The sequence below is a fragment of the Agrobacterium vitis genome (assembly GCF_037039395.1).
GTDB classification, from domain to species: domain Bacteria; phylum Pseudomonadota; class Alphaproteobacteria; order Rhizobiales; family Rhizobiaceae; genus Allorhizobium; species Allorhizobium vitis_E.
Window position 1 is genome coordinate 97,590 of record NZ_CP146242.1, and the last position, 15,694, is coordinate 113,283.

23 protein-coding genes are annotated in these 15,694 nt (G+C 56.1%); 4 read left to right on the plus strand and 19 right to left on the minus strand.

Annotated features, from left to right (window positions below; all coding sequences use genetic code 11):
- The first annotated feature begins 41 nt into the window (after positions 1–41).
- The 4 genes from V6582_RS02945 (at position 42) to V6582_RS02960 (ending at position 4,163) form a co-directional block, all read left to right on the plus strand.
- Positions 42–1,079, plus strand: coding sequence for a cysteine synthase A (locus V6582_RS02945; RefSeq protein ID WP_156633494.1), 1,038 nt, complete (start codon positions 42–44; stop codon positions 1,077–1,079).
- A gap of 6 nt (positions 1,080–1,085) precedes the next feature.
- The gene (locus V6582_RS02950) at positions 1,086–1,823 is read left to right on the plus strand and encodes an alanyl-tRNA editing protein (RefSeq protein ID WP_156633495.1); all 738 of its coding nucleotides are present in this window, start codon (positions 1,086–1,088) and stop codon (positions 1,821–1,823) included.
- A 17-nt stretch (positions 1,824–1,840) separates the two neighbouring features.
- Complete coding sequence (gene sseA / locus V6582_RS02955; RefSeq protein ID WP_156633496.1) at positions 1,841–3,277, plus strand: 3-mercaptopyruvate sulfurtransferase; 1,437 nt, start codon at positions 1,841–1,843, stop codon at positions 3,275–3,277.
- A gap of 256 nt (positions 3,278–3,533) precedes the next feature.
- The gene (locus V6582_RS02960) at positions 3,534–4,163 is read left to right on the plus strand and encodes a calcium-binding protein (protein ID WP_272950798.1); all 630 of its coding nucleotides are present in this window, start codon (positions 3,534–3,536) and stop codon (positions 4,161–4,163) included.
- Between the two features lie 58 nt (positions 4,164–4,221).
- Here the strand turns inward: V6582_RS02960 and V6582_RS02965 are convergent, their stop codons facing one another.
- The 19 genes from V6582_RS02965 to rpmC all read right to left on the minus strand — a co-directional run bounded on the left by V6582_RS02965 (position 4,222) and on the right by rpmC (position 15,688).
- Positions 4,222–5,280, minus strand: a complete 1,059-nt coding sequence (locus V6582_RS02965; protein ID WP_234889795.1) for a purine-nucleoside phosphorylase — start codon at positions 5,278–5,280, stop codon at positions 4,222–4,224.
- 248 nt (positions 5,281–5,528) lie between these two features.
- On the minus strand, positions 5,529–5,954 hold the full coding sequence (rplQ, locus tag V6582_RS02970; RefSeq protein ID WP_060715698.1) for a 50S ribosomal protein L17: 426 nt from the start codon (positions 5,952–5,954) through the stop codon (positions 5,529–5,531).
- Positions 5,955–6,073: 119 nt separating this feature from the next.
- Positions 6,074–7,084, minus strand: coding sequence for a DNA-directed RNA polymerase subunit alpha (locus tag V6582_RS02975; protein WP_060715699.1), 1,011 nt, complete (start codon positions 7,082–7,084; stop codon positions 6,074–6,076).
- A gap of 99 nt (positions 7,085–7,183) precedes the next feature.
- Positions 7,184–7,573 (minus strand): 30S ribosomal protein S11, encoded by a 390-nt coding sequence (gene rpsK, locus V6582_RS02980; RefSeq protein ID WP_015915761.1) that lies wholly within the window; start codon positions 7,571–7,573, stop codon positions 7,184–7,186.
- Between the two features lie 132 nt (positions 7,574–7,705).
- Entirely contained in the window at positions 7,706–8,074 is a 369-nt protein-coding gene (gene rpsM, locus V6582_RS02985; protein WP_060715700.1) for a 30S ribosomal protein S13, read from the minus strand.
- A 229-nt stretch (positions 8,075–8,303) separates the two neighbouring features.
- Complete coding sequence (locus tag V6582_RS02990) at positions 8,304–8,954, minus strand: adenylate kinase (RefSeq protein ID WP_156633499.1); 651 nt, start codon at positions 8,952–8,954, stop codon at positions 8,304–8,306.
- On the minus strand, positions 8,951–10,291 hold the full coding sequence (secY, locus tag V6582_RS02995) for a preprotein translocase subunit SecY (protein WP_015915758.1): 1,341 nt from the start codon (positions 10,289–10,291) through the stop codon (positions 8,951–8,953). Before secY ends, V6582_RS02990 begins: the two co-directional genes overlap by 4 nt.
- A gap of 341 nt (positions 10,292–10,632) precedes the next feature.
- Positions 10,633–11,112, minus strand: a complete 480-nt coding sequence (rplO, locus tag V6582_RS03000) for a 50S ribosomal protein L15 (RefSeq protein WP_070167170.1) — start codon at positions 11,110–11,112, stop codon at positions 10,633–10,635.
- Between the two features lie 16 nt (positions 11,113–11,128).
- A complete protein-coding gene (rpmD, locus tag V6582_RS03005; RefSeq protein WP_015915756.1) occupies positions 11,129–11,332 on the minus strand; it encodes a 50S ribosomal protein L30 in 204 nt (67 codons plus the stop codon).
- A gap of 11 nt (positions 11,333–11,343) precedes the next feature.
- Positions 11,344–11,913: a 30S ribosomal protein S5 gene (gene rpsE / locus V6582_RS03010; protein ID WP_015915755.1), complete on the minus strand. Its 570-nt coding sequence runs from the start codon at positions 11,911–11,913 to the stop codon at positions 11,344–11,346.
- 145 nt (positions 11,914–12,058) lie between these two features.
- Positions 12,059–12,421: a 50S ribosomal protein L18 gene (gene rplR, locus V6582_RS03015; protein ID WP_015915754.1), complete on the minus strand. Its 363-nt coding sequence runs from the start codon at positions 12,419–12,421 to the stop codon at positions 12,059–12,061.
- 12 nt (positions 12,422–12,433) lie between these two features.
- Complete coding sequence (rplF, locus tag V6582_RS03020) at positions 12,434–12,967, minus strand: 50S ribosomal protein L6 (protein ID WP_015915753.1); 534 nt, start codon at positions 12,965–12,967, stop codon at positions 12,434–12,436.
- 42 nt (positions 12,968–13,009) lie between these two features.
- A complete protein-coding gene (gene rpsH / locus V6582_RS03025; RefSeq protein ID WP_015915752.1) occupies positions 13,010–13,408 on the minus strand; it encodes a 30S ribosomal protein S8 in 399 nt (132 codons plus the stop codon).
- A 12-nt stretch (positions 13,409–13,420) separates the two neighbouring features.
- Positions 13,421–13,726, minus strand: a complete 306-nt coding sequence (gene rpsN / locus V6582_RS03030; RefSeq protein ID WP_060715702.1) for a 30S ribosomal protein S14 — start codon at positions 13,724–13,726, stop codon at positions 13,421–13,423.
- Positions 13,727–13,759: 33 nt separating this feature from the next.
- Entirely contained in the window at positions 13,760–14,317 is a 558-nt protein-coding gene (gene rplE / locus V6582_RS03035; RefSeq protein ID WP_156633500.1) for a 50S ribosomal protein L5, read from the minus strand.
- Entirely contained in the window at positions 14,310–14,618 is a 309-nt protein-coding gene (gene rplX, locus V6582_RS03040; RefSeq protein WP_156633501.1) for a 50S ribosomal protein L24, read from the minus strand. Before rplX ends, rplE begins: the two co-directional genes overlap by 8 nt.
- Positions 14,619–14,633: 15 nt before the next feature.
- The gene (rplN, locus tag V6582_RS03045; RefSeq protein WP_015915748.1) at positions 14,634–15,002 is read right to left on the minus strand and encodes a 50S ribosomal protein L14; all 369 of its coding nucleotides are present in this window, start codon (positions 15,000–15,002) and stop codon (positions 14,634–14,636) included.
- A gap of 233 nt (positions 15,003–15,235) precedes the next feature.
- Positions 15,236–15,472 carry a 30S ribosomal protein S17 gene (rpsQ, locus tag V6582_RS03050; RefSeq protein ID WP_015915747.1) on the minus strand — a complete coding sequence of 79 codons (237 nt, stop codon included), beginning with the start codon at positions 15,470–15,472 and terminating at the stop codon, positions 15,236–15,238.
- 15 nt (positions 15,473–15,487) lie between these two features.
- Positions 15,488–15,688, minus strand: coding sequence for a 50S ribosomal protein L29 (gene rpmC / locus V6582_RS03055; protein WP_015915746.1), 201 nt, complete (start codon positions 15,686–15,688; stop codon positions 15,488–15,490).
- Positions 15,689–15,694 lie beyond the last annotated feature (6 nt).

Consider the following 15,694-nt stretch of genomic DNA (forward strand, 5'->3'; position numbering starts at 1 on the left):
AAAACACACTTTCTATTGTTCGGAAAACAGAAAGTGCGCTCATGGCATTCCACCCCTCCGTTCTAGAAGCCATCGGCAACACGCCGCTGATCCGGCTGAAAGCCGCTTCGCAGGCAACCGGCTGCACCATTCTGGGCAAGGCCGAGTTTCTCAATCCCGGTCAGTCCGTCAAGGACCGAGCCGCGCTCTACATTATCCGCGATGCCGAACGGCGCGGATTGCTGCGGCCTGGCGGCGTGATCGTTGAGGGTACAGCCGGTAATACCGGCATAGGCCTGACCCTGGTCGCAAAGGCTCTTGGCTACCGCACCGTGATCGTCATTCCGGAAACCCAGAGCCAGGAAAAGAAGGACGCGCTGCGGCTGCTTGGCGCCGAACTGGTCGAGGTTCCCGCTGTTCCCTACAAGAATCCGAATAATTACGTGAAGCTTTCGGGACGGCTTGCGGCCCAGCTGGCGAAAACCGAACCGAACGGCGCGATCTGGGCCAATCAATTTGATAATACCGCCAATCGCGACGCTCATATCGAGACAACGGCCCGAGAGATTTTCGAGGATACCGGCGGTGCTGTCGATGGTTTCATCTGCGCGGTTGGCTCCGGTGGTACGCTGGCCGGCACGGGGATCGGACTTCGAAATCTGAAGCCCGGCGTCAAGATCGGCCTTGCCGATCCCGAAGGAGCCGCGCTCTATGAATTCTATCAGAATGGCGAATTGAAATCCTCTGGTTCCTCAATCAGCGAAGGCATCGGCCAAGGCCGGATTACCGCCAATCTGGAAGGATTTACGCCCGATTTCTCTTACCTGATCCCCGACAGCGAAGCCCTGCCGATCATTTTCGATCTGGTCGAACAGGAAGGCCTTTGCCTTGGCGGCTCTTCCGGCATCAATATTGCCGGTGCCATCCGGCTGGCGCGTGAGCTTGGGCCGGGTCATACCATCGTGACCATCCTGTGCGATTATGGCAATCGCTACCAGTCAAAGCTCTATAATCCGGCCTTCCTCAAAGAAAAGGGCCTGCCGCAGCCGACATGGCTGGGCGGCAAAACTGACATTTCCATTCCCTTCGAACCTGTCTGAGCCCCCATGCCAACATTGCCTCTGTTTCGTGACGACTTTTACCTTTCGACGGCAGAGGCGGTGGTGACAGCCGTGCATGAAGACGGCTCAATCGAGCTTGACCAGACCTGCTTCTACGCCACATCCGGCGGCCAGCCAGGCGATACGGGCTTTCTCGAACGCGCCGATGGCTCGACCATCCAGCTCGGGGCAACCCGCCACGGGGCAGACAAGAGCATCATTCTGCACCAGCCGCTGGAGGGCCAGCCAAGTCCCGATCTTGGCGAAAAACTGGTGCTGCATGTCGATTGGCAGCGGCGCTACAAATTGATGCGGATGCATACCGCTTGTCATCTGCTGTCGGTGGTCTGCCCGTTTCCCATTACCGGTGCCGCCGTGGGCGAGGATGAAAGCCGGGTGGATTTCGACATGAGCGAAGCCATCGACCGCGAAACGGTGACCGCCGATCTGATGCGACTGGTGGAGGAAAACCATCCGGTTTACCTGGAATGGATCACCGACGCGCAACTGGCAGCCAATCCGGATATCGTCAAATCCAAGAATGTGCGTCCGCCGGTGGGTTTGGGGCGCGTTAGCCTTGTTTGCATCGGAGAGAATTCATCCGTTGACAGCCAGCCCTGCGGCGGCACACATGTTTCCGAGACCCAGGAGGTCGGCGCGATTCATATCGCCAAGATCGAGAAAAAGGGCAAGGAGAACCGGCGCTTCCGTATTCGCTTCGGTACGCTGGAACCCTCTGCCTGACAAGCATGGAGAGAAGCATGTCTGCGGAGAAAAGCCGTTTCGTCGTATCGGCCGAGTGGGTACAGAAGCAACTGGGCGCACCTCAATTCAAGGTGGTCGATGCATCCTGGTATTTGCCGGCTCATAACCGCAATGGCGCGGAAGAATATGCTGCCGGTCACATTTCCGGTGCAGTGTTTTTCGATCAAGACCAGATCGCCGACCGCTCCACCTCTTTGCCCCACACAGTACCCTCCCCGGAATCCTTTGCCGAAGCAGTCGGCAAGCTTGGCATTTCAGACACCGACACGATTGTCGTATATGATGGCCCCGGCCTGTTTTCCGCGCCGCGTGTCTGGTGGATGTTCCGGGTAATGGGCGCGCCGAATGTGTTCCTGCTGGATGGCGGGTTGGACGGTTGGAAACAGGAAGGACGGTCGCTTGAGACCGACCTGCCTGAACCGGCGCCTGCGACTTTTTCCACCAATTTCAAGGAAAGCCTGATCACCCCGTTCCAGGATATGCAGGACATTGTCGAGAGCGCCAGTCGCCAGATCGCCGATGCGCGCCCTGTCGGCCGCTTCACGGGTGAAGAACAGGAGCCTCGGGCTGGAATGCGCTCCGGCCATATGCCCGGTGCTCGTTCTGTTCCTGCCTCTATCCTTGGCGAGAATGGCCGGTTGAAAGACCTCTCGACATTGCGAAAGATTTTCACCGAGGCGGGCATCGACCTGACCCGTCCGATCGTTACCAGCTGCGGCTCCGGCGTTACAGCTGCGGCGGTGACGCTGGCGCTGCAATCGCTCGGCCATCACGATAATACGCTCTATGACGGCTCCTGGTCTGAATGGGGCTCCCGCAAGGACACTCCTGTCGTGACCGGACCGGCAGACGCGATTGAGGGCAAGTTACCTACACTTCTGACCGCCCATGTCACCAAGCTGGAAATGACCGCGCCCCCGAAGTCCAGCTTGCCAGTGCCGATCAATATCCAGACGGCGATCATCCGCGCCACTGAAATGCCCCTGCCCTATTACCGCTTCCTCTATCGCCAGGTCGGCTCCCGCTGGCACTGGTACAAGCGCCTGCAGATGACCGATACCGAGCTGAAGGCGGCCATCCATAGCCCGGATGTGTCAATCTGTGTGCTCTATGTCAACGGCGCGCCAGCGGGCTTTTTCGAGCTGACCCAGCAACAGGACAATACCGTCGAGCTTTCCTATTTCGGCCTGTTTGAACATGCACTGGGACTTGGTATCGGCAAATGGTTCCTGCTCCAGGCGCTCTATGCCGCCTGGTCGACCGCACCAACCAAAATTTCGGTGATGACAAATACACTCGACCATCCCCGTGCCCTGCAACTCTACCAGCAGTTTGGCTTTTCCCCGGTTGAGACCTGGCAGGAATTGGTGGAGCCTCTATCCGAACAAGACCACATAGAATTGATAGGTCGAGATTACGGAATAGGAAGGTAATTTCCGTTTTTATCTAAAATAATTATACAGAATAGCAGGAATACTTATGCCGCGCTTTATCTCTAAAGCGCGGTTTTTTATAAAACAATTTTTTAGCGCATTTGTTTTTATTACAATTTAAAGTTATTCCGAGGAATTATCAGCACGCCAAAGACGCGACTGTTGAGATCAACACACTTTTCAGGGTGTTCCCATTCCAATGGGGCGGCTTTGTCAAAACTGTCATTTCCAAATGGATATTAAGGAGGAAACTACTATGGCTGTTAAAGATGGCACAGAGGCAAACGACGTTATCGACCTGCGTGGCTGGTCGGCGCCCGTCTTACCGGAAACGGCGCACGGCTCCTCAGGACTGGGCGGCAATGATACGATTTATGGCAGCGCCTATTATGACCTCCTCCAAGGCGGGAACGGAGACGACTTCCTATACGGATTTAATGGCGATGACGGCTTGATCGGCCAGAATGGGAATGACACCCTATACGGCGGAAACGGGGAGGACTTCCTTAGCGGAGGGGCTGGGAACGACCGCCTTTATGGCAACGCGGGGGATGACACTTTATGGGGCAAAGACGGTAATGATCATTATTATCACGGCTCAGGAGACGGTGTAGACACAATCAACGATGATCTAAGCGAAGCGGGAAATTCCGGCTACGGAGGCGGAAACGACGCCGTTCACCTCACCGCTTTCAAACTGGCCGACCTCGTATACTACAACATCGACAATGATCTCTATCTCTTGACCGCTGCCGATGCCGCCGACAACTACATCAATGATGGTATCGTCATCGAGGATTTCTTCCTGGGCGGCAACAATATTGTCGAAACACTGTATACGAATAACGATACAGAAATCTTCAATCTCACCAGCCTCTTGGCATAAATTCATGGCGGCGGACTGGAAACCGGTTTCCGGTTCTCAGTCCCCCCACTTGACTACGTTATCTCGTCCCTTCCCAACCCTTCCATGTCTTCCAGTCCGCTATAATCGCATCGGCAAAACGATTCCCCACGCGATAGGCATTGGTCACGGACGGCATGAAGCCACCAGACTTCGAAGTCAGCGATTCAATAGCGGTACGGCCAAACGGCTCGCGGTCGAAATTGGACGCTGTGCGCAATACCAGAATACGGTTGAAATCGAGGCGCCCGGCCTCCGAGGCCCGCTTCAAAGCTGTCAGCGTCGCATTATCCTCCATTTGGGTGGTGCAGTAACGGGCCTTTCCATCGGTAACCAAGGCCGCAAATCGTTCCGTGGCTTCAGCGTCCTTGACCCCGTGCCAGTAAGTATCGCCAGAAACCGTATCGCAAATCTTCACTGAAGGAGACGCCTTGGCTGCCGGCGCGGCATAGGCGGCGCGATAGGTCTTGGCGGCATCGCTGTCCATCAGTTCAACGGAGCCGGTCAGCGCCATGGCCTTCTGGACCAGCGCCTCGTTCAGCGCGTAAACCTCCGTCCCCGCCGCCCAGGTCGGTTTGGCGGTCGGACTTGGCGCACCCAGCGGCACCTGCCCGTCTGGCCAGTCCTTGTCGATCTGGCGGGCATCGATATCATGGCGCAATCCGCCATCCACCACATATCTAGCCCAGAGTGCGGACCCCAGAGTTGCTTCCTTCGGATTGACGCCGGCAATGCCTGCGATCAACACATAGGTGTTGCGCAGGTCGAACCGACGGTCGAACGCGACCGCCATGGTCGAGCTCGCCGCATTGGCATAGCCCATTGCCGTGGTCATCACGCAGAGGCCCTGACGATCGCAAGCGACCTCTGGATACTCTCTCGACAGGCCTGGCACTTTAACCTTCGTCGTCAGTTTGCGCCCTGCCAGCCACGGCTTGGTCTCTTCGCCAAACATGGTGATAACGAGAACCTTCGGAGCAATTGTTTTCACTCCCCGGCTGGAAGCCGAGGACGCGGCATGACTGACAATGGCGCTCGACGCCACCGTCAACGCAGTGACAATCATCGCTGTAGCGAATGCAGGCAAACTTGGCATCATGGGATAGGTCTCTTTGTCGAAGGGCAATGGCAGCATTGCAGGGAGGAGATCTCCTTCTTAGCTTGAACAGAATTTCAGGTCAAAACCATAGACCAGCGGCATAGGCGATCCTGAAGATTAACCAACAACGGCGCGACGCCTGAACACAACTCTCCCGGCAAGACTTGGAGCAGCGAGCCAGAAAAAGGAAAAGGGCCGGATGGTTTCCCATCCGGCCCTGAAACAAACGACATAACGTCGCTTATGGCTTATGCTGCTTCAGCGGTTTCTGCTTCAGCGGCAACGCGAGCCTTGTCAGCTGCACCCTTGGCGTCGACATCGCGTTCAACGAACTCGATAACGGCCAGAGGAGCATTGTCGCCCTGACGGAAGCCAGCCTTCATGATGCGGAGGTAGCCGCCGTTACGGCTGGCGTAACGGGTAGCAATCGCATCGAACAGCTTGCGAACAGCATCCTGATCCTTGATCTGCGAAATGGCCTGACGACGAGCGTGCAGGTCGCCACGCTTGCCGAGTGTGACAAGCCGTTCGACGATCGGGCGAATTTCCTTCGCCTTGGGCAGGGTGGTGACAATTTGCTCATGGGTGATGAGCGAAGCCGCCATATTGGCAAACATTGCCTTACGGTGGCTTGCGGTACGGTTCAGCTTGCGGCCGGCTTTCTGATGGCGCATGGCTATTCTCCTTCAATGCAGGTTCCCGCGCTTGTTGCGGCCCTGCCGTTTCCTGACACATACGGATCAAGATCCGCAGTTTGACTGGAAAGGCAGAGTTCAACCTGCCTTATCTAAGATTAATATTGGTCTTCGTAGCGCTTGGCGAGATCTTCGATGTTTTCCGGCGGCCAGGCAGGAACTTCCATACCCAGATGCAGGCCCATAGAAGCCAAAACTTCCTTGATCTCGTTCAGCGACTTGCGACCAAAGTTCGGCGTGCGCAGCATTTCGGCTTCGGTCTTCTGGATCAGATCGCCAATATATACGATATTGTCGTTCTTCAGGCAGTTGGCCGAACGGACCGAAAGCTCGAGTTCGTCGACCTTCTTCAACAGAGCCGGGTTGAAAGCCAGTTCGGTAACGGCTTCTTCTTCAGCTTCACGCTGCGGCTCATCGAAGTTGACGAAGACAGACAGCTGGTCCTGGAGAATACGGGCAGCGAAAGCCACCGCATCTTCACCTGAAACAGACCCATCGGTCTCGATCGTCATGGTCAGCTTGTCGTAGTCAAGAACCTGGCCTTCGCGGGTGTTTTCCACCTTGTAGGACACTTTCTTGACCGGCGAATAGAGGCTGTCGACTGGGATAAGCCCAATCGGTGCATCTTCTGCGCGGTTACGATCGGCGGGGACATAGCCCTTGCCGTTGTTGACCGTGAATTCCATCCGGATTTCCGCACCTTCATCCAGCGTGCAGATGACGTGGTTCGGATTGAGGATCTCGATATCGCCAACCGTCTGGATATCTCCAGCGGTCACGACGCCTGGACCCTGCTTGCGGACGACCATGCGCTTGGCATCGTCGCCGTCCATCTTGATGGCAATTTCCTTGATGTTCAAAACGATGTCGGTGACATCTTCGCGAACACCCGGGATCGACGAGAATTCATGCAGAACACCGTCGATCTGGACAGCCGTAACGGCAGCACCGCGCAGCGACGACAGCAGAACGCGACGAAGCGCGTTGCCGAGCGTCAGACCGAAGCCCCGCTCAAGCGGTTCGGCAACCAGGGTTGCCTTGGTGCGACCGCTGGAGGAGAACTCAACCTTGTTCGGCTTGATCAGTTCCTGCCAATTCTTCTGAATCATATGTTTACCTTCCGTTCGTCGCCACTATTCAATCGTGACGACCGAGCATGAGAAGAACCGGGACCGCATCTGCGCATATCCCGGCCGGACGAAGAATGATCAGACGCGGCGCTTCTTGCGAGGACGGCAGCCATTGTGCGGGATCGGGGTCACATCGCGGATCGAGGTGATCATGAAGCCCGCAGCCTGCAAAGCGCGCAGAGCCGATTCACGGCCAGAACCCGGACCGCAAACTTCGACTTCAAGCGACTTCATGCCGTGTTCCTGAGCCTTCTTGGCGCAATCTTCAGCAGCGATCTGAGCGGCAAACGGGGTCGACTTACGCGAACCCTTGAAGCCCTTGGCACCAGCCGACGACCAGGCAATTGCATTGCCCTGCGCATCGGTGATGGTGATCATCGTGTTGTTGAATGTCGAGTTGACATGCGCAACACCCGACGAAATATTTTTGCGCTCTCTACGGCGAACGCGTGTGGCTTCCTTGGCCATTCAATTCCCTTTCATTGATCTCGACACCGCCGTAACACCAGCGGCTCCACCGGAAAGGACAACGTGCCCTTTCCAAAACTGCAACAAGGCCGGCACTGACGTGCCAGCCTCAAGCTCGCCATACAGCGAAACTTACTTCTTCTTACCAGCGATAGCCTTTGCCGGACCCTTGCGAGTACGAGCATTGGTATGGGTACGCTGACCGCGAACAGGCAGACCGCGACGATGGCGCAGACCGCGGTAGCAGCCCAGATCCATCAAGCGCTTGATGTTCATTGCGGTGTCGCGACGCAGGTCACCTTCGACCTGGTAATCGCGGTCGATGGTTTCACGGATAGCCAGAACTTCAGCATCTGTCAGCTGATGAACGCGGCGGTCGGCGGCAAGACCAACCTTTTCCATGATTTCCTGTGCGAACTTCGGACCAATCCCATGAATATAGGTCAGCGCGATAACTACGCGCTTTGCCGTTGGGATGTTGACGCCAGCGATACGTGCCACGCCTATTCTCCTTGCGTTCCAGTTGCCATCCGGCAAGTGGTGTGTCGTTTGACAGCCGTGACAAGGCCGCCGATTGATTTTTGGGTTCTCAACAAGTCAAAACGACCGAACCCGTCTTCCTCCGTAGGAAGAACGCGCCGACCGTTGATCTTTAGCGAGTTGGCGCGCTATCTAGCGGAATCAGTAACGAAAAGCAACTGTTCCGCTAAAGAAATTCATGGATATCCGGTCAGAGACCGGACAACACAGCCTCGATTTCCGCCGTAACCTGGTCGATTTCGGCCATACCGTCGACAGAATGGAGTTTTCCCTTGGCATAGTAATAGCCGATCAAGGGAGAAGTCTCCTTATAATAGGCCTGTAGACGGGTTTTTACCGTATCGCGATTGTCATCGGGACGGCGCTTGAAGTGAGTCGATCCGCATTTATCGCAGACCCCCTCCACTTTCGGCTTGAGATTCTCGTCGTGATAGCCCGTCCCGCAATTGGCACAGGTATAACGACCAGCGATTCGATCCGCCAGAATTTCATCCTCGACCCTGATTTCAACCACCGCGGACAGATCAAGCCCCTTAACTGCAAGCATCTTTTCCGTAGCATCCGCCTGGATCAACGTCCGCGGAAACCCATCGAGAATAAAGCCATTGCTGCAATCATCCTGATCGATCCGCTCGGAAACGATGGCGATGACGATATCGTCCGAAACCAGTTTTCCGGCATCCATCACCGCCTTGGCGCGCTTACCGACCTCAGTCTGCGCCGACACAGCGGCCCGCAGCATATCCCCCGTCGACAATTGCGGAATACCGTACTTGTCGACGATCCTCTGGGCCTGAGTGCCTTTACCCGCACCCGGAGGCCCCAATAGAATTAACCTCATCGTCCCCTCTTTCCTCCACGCAACTTCGATTTCTTGATCAGCCCCTCATATTGCTGAGCAATCAGGTGACCCTGTACCTGTGCTACCGTATCCAGGGTAACGCTGACAACAATCAAAAGCGACGTACCACCAAGGGATAAGGGCACCCCGGTCTGAGAAACCAAAATTTCGGGAAGGATACAGACGAAGACAAGGTAGATGGCGCCAACGACTGTGATTCGCGTCAGCACATAATCGATATATTCAGCGGTTCGCTCACCGGGACGAATCCCTGGAATGAAGCCGCCATGCTTTTTCAGATTGTCGGCCGTGTCCTTGGGATTGAAAACGATGGCCGTATAGAAGAATGCAAAGAAGCCGATCAGCAGAGCATAGAGCACCATATACGCCGGTTGACCATGGCCAAGCGCGCTGATGATGGTGGTCGCCCAGGCGGGCAGCGTTGAGCCACCAGTGAAGCCAGCAGCTGTCGCTGGAAGCAGCAAGAGCGACGATGCGAAAATCGCGGGGATAACACCTGAGGTGTTCAGCTTTAGCGGCAGATGCGAGGTATCACCCTGGAACATCCGGTTGCCGACCTGGCGCTTCGGATACTGGATCAGCAAGCGGCGCTGGGCGCGCTCAAAGAACACGATCAGCGCAATCACGCCGATTGCCACCAGGATCACCGTCAGGATCAAGGCTGTGGACAAAGCCCCTGTGCGGCCTAGCTCCAAAGTACCGGCAAGTGCAGTCGGGAGACCTGCGGCAATACCCGCGAAGATAATCAGCGAAATACCGTTACCAATACCGCGCGACGTAATCTGCTCGCCAAGCCACATCAGGAACATCGTACCGCCAAGCAGCGTCACGACGGTCGACAGCCGGAAGAACAAGCCAGGATCGGTCACCAAGCCGTTGCCGTGCTCCAGACCCACCGCAATACCATAGGCTTGCAGCGTCCCGAGCAGAACCGTGCCGTAGCGCGTATATTGATTGATGATCTTGCGCCCCTGCTCGCCTTCCTTCTTGAGGTTCTCAAGCGATGGAACGACCGAGGTCATCAGCTGGACGATAATCGAAGCGGAAATATAGGGCATGATGCCGAGGGCGAAAATCGCCATGCGCTGAACCGCGCCACCGGAAAACATGTTGAATAGCCCGAGAATACCACCGGACTGGCCTTTAAAGGCAGCCGCATAGGCCTCGGGGTTGAGGCCAGGCAGCGGAATGTGGGTACCTAGACGATAGACAAGAAGGGCGGCCAGCGTGAACCAGATGCGCTTTTTCAGATCCTCTGCCTTTGCAAAGGTTGAAAAGTTCAGGTTCGAGGCCAATTGTTCCGCTGCAGAAGCCATAAAATTCTCCGCGTCACCATATACGGCGGCTTGATGATGGTCAGCCTGCCGAAGGTAAAGTTCGTTCTCTCTCGCAGAAAACCGGGGGCGGAGCGATTGCATTGCAACCAGATGCCTCTCCCTCTGTTTCCGAAATTCCCGGAAGACGGAACATAAAGCGCCGTGCATTTTTTCAAACACACGAAAGCTGCTTTATCACTCAAAAAGTGCCATGTCGTTTTCTCCTCAAACCAAGATGATTTGGAGAGAAAACGACACAGGGGCCGCCCATGGGTCGCGAGGCACACATATGGTAGAAAAATCGCCCGGTGTGAAGCACCCCGGGCGATAATATTAATCGATTATTCCGACTTTTCCGCAGCTGCTGAGAGCTGCTTGATCGAGCCACCCGCCTTTTCGATCTTTTCGACCGCAGGCTTGGAAGCACCGGCAACTTCAATCGTCACCTTCGTCGTCAATTCACCGTCACCGAGGACGCGAACGCCGTCTTTGAGGCGGCGAATCACGCCAGCAGCCTTGAGAGCTGCTGCATCGATCGTGGCGGAAGCGTCGAGCTTGCCAGCATCAATCGCTGTCTGAATCCGGCCGAGCGAAACGGTCGTGAATTCGGAAGCGAAGATGTTGTTGAAGCCACGCTTCGGCAGGCGACGATAGATCGGCATCTGGCCGCCTTCGAAGCCATTGACGGCTACGCCGGAACGAGCCTTCTGACCCTTGACGCCACGGCCACCGGTCTTGCCTTTGCCGGAACCAATACCGCGACCTACGCGGATACGGTCCTTGCTGGAGCCTTCGTTGTCTTTGATTTCATTCAGTTTCATGACAGTTTCCTCCGTCTCACTTCTCGTCGACGACGCGAACGAGATGCTGGACAGCACGGATCATGCCACGAACCGAAGGCGTATCTTCCAACGTGCGGACCCGATGCATCTTGTTGAGACCCAGGCCGATAAGCGTCTGGCGCTGTACAGCCGGGCGGCGAATAGGCGAACCGATCTGCTCGACCGTGATCGTCTTCTGGGCTTCAGTGTTCTTGGCCATTGTCCAGCTCCTTATTCTTCAGAACCGTTGCCGGACGCGGCACGACGAGCCTGCAAGGTCGCATACTTCAGACCACGCTGTGCAGCAACGTCCTTCGGATGAACCTGGTGCTTCAGCGCGTCAAACGTTGCACGAACCATGTTGTAAGGGTTCGACGAACCGGTCGACTTGGCAACAACGTCATGCATGCCGAGCGTTTCGAAAACGGCGCGCATTGGACCACCGGCAATGATACCAGTACCAGCCTTGGCAGACCGCAGCAGCACCTTGCCGGCGCCGTGACGGCCATGAACGTCATGATGCAGCGTACGGCCATCACGCAGCGGTACGAAAATCAGGTCGCGCTTGGCGGATTCGGTTGCCTTGCGGATGGCTTCCGGCACTTCACGTGCCTTGCCATGACCGAAGCCAACGCGACCCTTCTGGTCGCCGACGACGACGAGAGCAGCGAAACCAAAACGACGGCCGCCCTTGACGACCTTAGCGACGCGATTGATGGCGACCAGCTTGTCGACAAATTCGCTATCGCGCTCTTCACGGTTCTGACGGTCGTCCCGCGAACCACGCTTTTCTTGTGCCATTGTCCTTTTCCTTTTTTCTTTTCCGGGTGCAATCGGCAGATTACAATCTTGAATTCGGCCCTCCCCTTATAGGTTTGGGCTCCTCCGGCATATGCGGCAAAGCCGCGAAACCGCCCGGATACACGCGCATCCGGGCGGCTATTCCTTAGAAGGACAGACCACCTTCGCGGGCGGCTTCTGCCAGTGCCTTGATGCGGCCATGATAGATGAAGGCGCCGCGATCGAACACGACTTCCTTCACACCGGCGGCAACAGCACGCTCGGCGACCAGCTTGCCAACAGCAGCTGCTGCTGCTGTGTCGGCGCCGGTCTTCAGCGAAGAGCGCAGGCTGCCGTCGAGGGTCGATGCAGCAGCCAGCGTGCGGCCGGCCACGTCGTCGATAACCTGGACGTAGATGTTCTTCGAAGAGCGATGTACCGACAGACGCGGACGGCCATTGGCCACCGCCTTGATCTGACGCCGTACGCGGTTGGCACGACGTACAAGTGCTTCTTTTCTGCTTGCCATTTCGCGCGTTCCTTACTTCTTCTTGCCTTCTTTGCGGACGATCCGCTCTTCGGCATACTTGACGCCCTTGCCCTTGTAGGGCTCGGGGCCGCGATATTCGCGGATCTCGGCAGCGACCTGACCGACCTGCTGCTTGTTGATCCCGGAAACCACGATTTCCGTCGGCTTCGGAACGGCGATAGTGATGCCCTGCGGCGGCTCATACACAACGTCGTGGCTGAAACCGAGCGCCAGTTGCAGGTTCTTGCCCTGCAGAGATGCGCGGTAACCAACGCCGTTGATTTCGAGCTTGCGCTCGTAGCCGTCCTTGACACCCTTCAGGATGTTTTCGATCATCGTGCGGGACATGCCCCACTTTGAGCGTGCATCCTTGGAGTCGTTGACTGGCTTGACGACAATTGCATTGTCTTCAAGCGCAACCGAAATTTCGTCATTTGCGACGAAGAAGAGTTCGCCCTTCGGGCCCTTGGCAGTTACTTTCTGGCCATCAACCGAGGCCGTGATCCCTGCAGGAACCTGAACGGGCTTTTTACCGATACGAGACATGTGATTATCCTGTCTGTTCGCTAGGGAGATCTCTGCGCTGTCTTAGAAGACAGAGCAGAGAACCTCGCCACCAACATTCTGTTCGCGAGCCTGGTGATCGGCCATTACGCCCTTCGGAGTCGAAAGGATGGTAATGCCGAGGCCGTTCGCGACCTGCGGAATGGACTTAACCGAGACATAGACTCGGCGGCCCGGCTTGGACACGCGGCCGATCTCACGGATCACCGACGCGCCTTCATAATATTTCAGTTCGATCGTGATCTCGGCCTTGCCGTTACCATGGTCGATTTCAGAATAGCCACGAATGTAGCCTTCAGCCTGAAGAACATCCAGAACGCGCGCACGCAGCTTGGAAGCCGGAGTAACCACCGAAGCCTTGCGGCGGGCAGCACCATTCCGGATACGGGTGAGCATATCGCCCAACGGATCAGTCATCGTCATTTGCCCGTCTCCTTACCAGCTCGACTTTACAATACCCGGCACCTTGCCGGAATTGCCAAGCTCACGAAGTGCGATACGCGACATCTTGAGCTTGCGATAAAATGCACGCGGACGACCGGTGACTTCGCAACGGTTACGGATGCGGGTCTTGGAGCCATCACGCGGCATTTCTGCCAGCTTCAGGGTTGCCTTGAAACGGTCCTCGATCGACAGGGACTGGTTCATGATGATTGCCTTCAGCTCGGCGCGCTTGCCGGATTGCTGGGCAACTGTCTTGCGGCGGCGCTTGTTCTTTTCAACTGCGCTTGTCTTCGCCATATTGAAGTTCCTCTTCTACGCTCGTCGTTACGGTTATTGACGGAAGGGGAAGTTGAACTCTTTTAGAAGAGCCCGTGCTTCGTCATCCGTGGGAGCCGTCGTGCAAACGATGATGTCCATGCCCCACATCTGATCAACCTTATCGTAGTTGATCTCTGGGAACACAATGTGTTCCTTGATGCCCATGGCGAAGTTGCCACGGCCGTCAAAGCTCTTCGGGTTCAAACCCCGGAAGTCGCGAACGCGCGGGAGCGCGATGTTGATCAGACGGTCCATGAACTCATACATGCGAGCGCCGCGCAGGGTAACCTTTGCGCCAATCGGCATGTCTTCGCGGACCTTGAAACCAGCGATAGAGTTACGGGCCCGAGTAATGACCGGCTTCTGACCAGCAATAGCCGCCAGATCCGCAGCAGCAACCGTGGGCTTCTTGGAATCGGCAGTTGCCTCACCCACGCCCATGTTGATGACGATCTTGTCAAGCTTCGGGATCTGCATTTCGTTGGCGTAGGAGAACTGCTCCCGAAGTGCCTGACGAATGCGGCTTACATATTCTGTCTTGAGCCGTGGCTCATACTTGGTCTCAGCCATCGATCACTTCCCCCGAACGCTTGGCAACGCGAACCTTCTTGCCATCAACAACGGAGAAACCAACGCGAGTCGGCCTGCCGTCCTTGTCTGCAATAGCAAGGTTGGAAAGGTGCACAGAGGCTTCCTTGTTGATGATACCGGCTTCCTGGGTCTGCGTCTGGCGCTGGTGGCGCTTTACGACGTTGATCCCCTGAACGACCGCACGGTCTTCCTTCGGCATCACTTGAATGACTTCACCAGAACGACCCTTGTCCTTGCCGGTGAGTACGACGACTTTGTCGCCCTTACGAATCTTTTGCATCGTCAATGGCTCCCCTTAAAGAACTTCAGGAGCCAGCGAGATGATCTTCATGTGGTTCTTGGCGCGAAGTTCGCGCGGAACCGGTCCGAAGATACGGCTGCCGATTGGCTCTTTCTTGTTGTCGATAAGAACGGCTGCGTTGTTATCGAAGCGGATGACGCTGCCGTCGGCGCGACGGATGTCCTTGGCGGTGCGAACCACCACGGCTTTCATCACATCACCCTTTTTCACGCGGCCGCGCGGAATAGCTTCCTTGATCGAAACGACGATAATATCGCCGACCGAAGCGTATTTGCGCTTAGAACCGCCCAGCACTTTGATGCACATGACACGACGCGCGCCGGAATTATCGGCAACGTCGAGGTTAGTCTGCATCTGAATCATGTCAGGTCGCCTTCTCGTTATACCGGAACGGTTGGGCGATGCCCCCTATTCCGGCTTATGGATCTTTATGTCTTTTCGAGCGGAGGAGGATCTTGCCAAGGTGGTTTCCTTAAAAAGGACCTTCCCTGCGCTCAAAGCAAAAGAACGCTCTCGATGGAGCGTTCTTGCGCCGTTGCGGTGCTTCTACAGATTTTTGGGAAAGGCGCAAGTGGCCTCCCCCATTTCTCTGCAAATTAAGCCTGGGCGGAAACGACCGTCCAGCACTTGTCCTTGGAAATCGGTGCGCATTCCTCGATGGAAACCACGTCACCAATCTTATACTGATTGCTCTCGTCGTGAGCCTTGTATTTCTTCGAGCGACGAACGGTTTTCTGAAGCAGTGGGTGAGCGAATCGACGCTCAACCCGGACTACAACGGTCTTCTCGTTCTTGTCGCTGACCACGACGCCCTGCAGAATGCGTTTCGGCATTGTTCTTCTGGTCCTTTAGGCCTTGGCTTCTGCCGCCTTCTGGCGGGCAATGGTTTTCACGCGGGCGATGTCCTTACGGACCTCGTTGATGCGCGAGGACTTTTCAAGCTGGCCAGTTGCCTTCTGGAAGCGCAGGTTGAACTGCTCCTTCTTCAGGTTGCCCAACTCATCCTTCAACTGATCAGCGCTCATGGCGCGTGCGTCTGCGGCTTTCATGGCTTG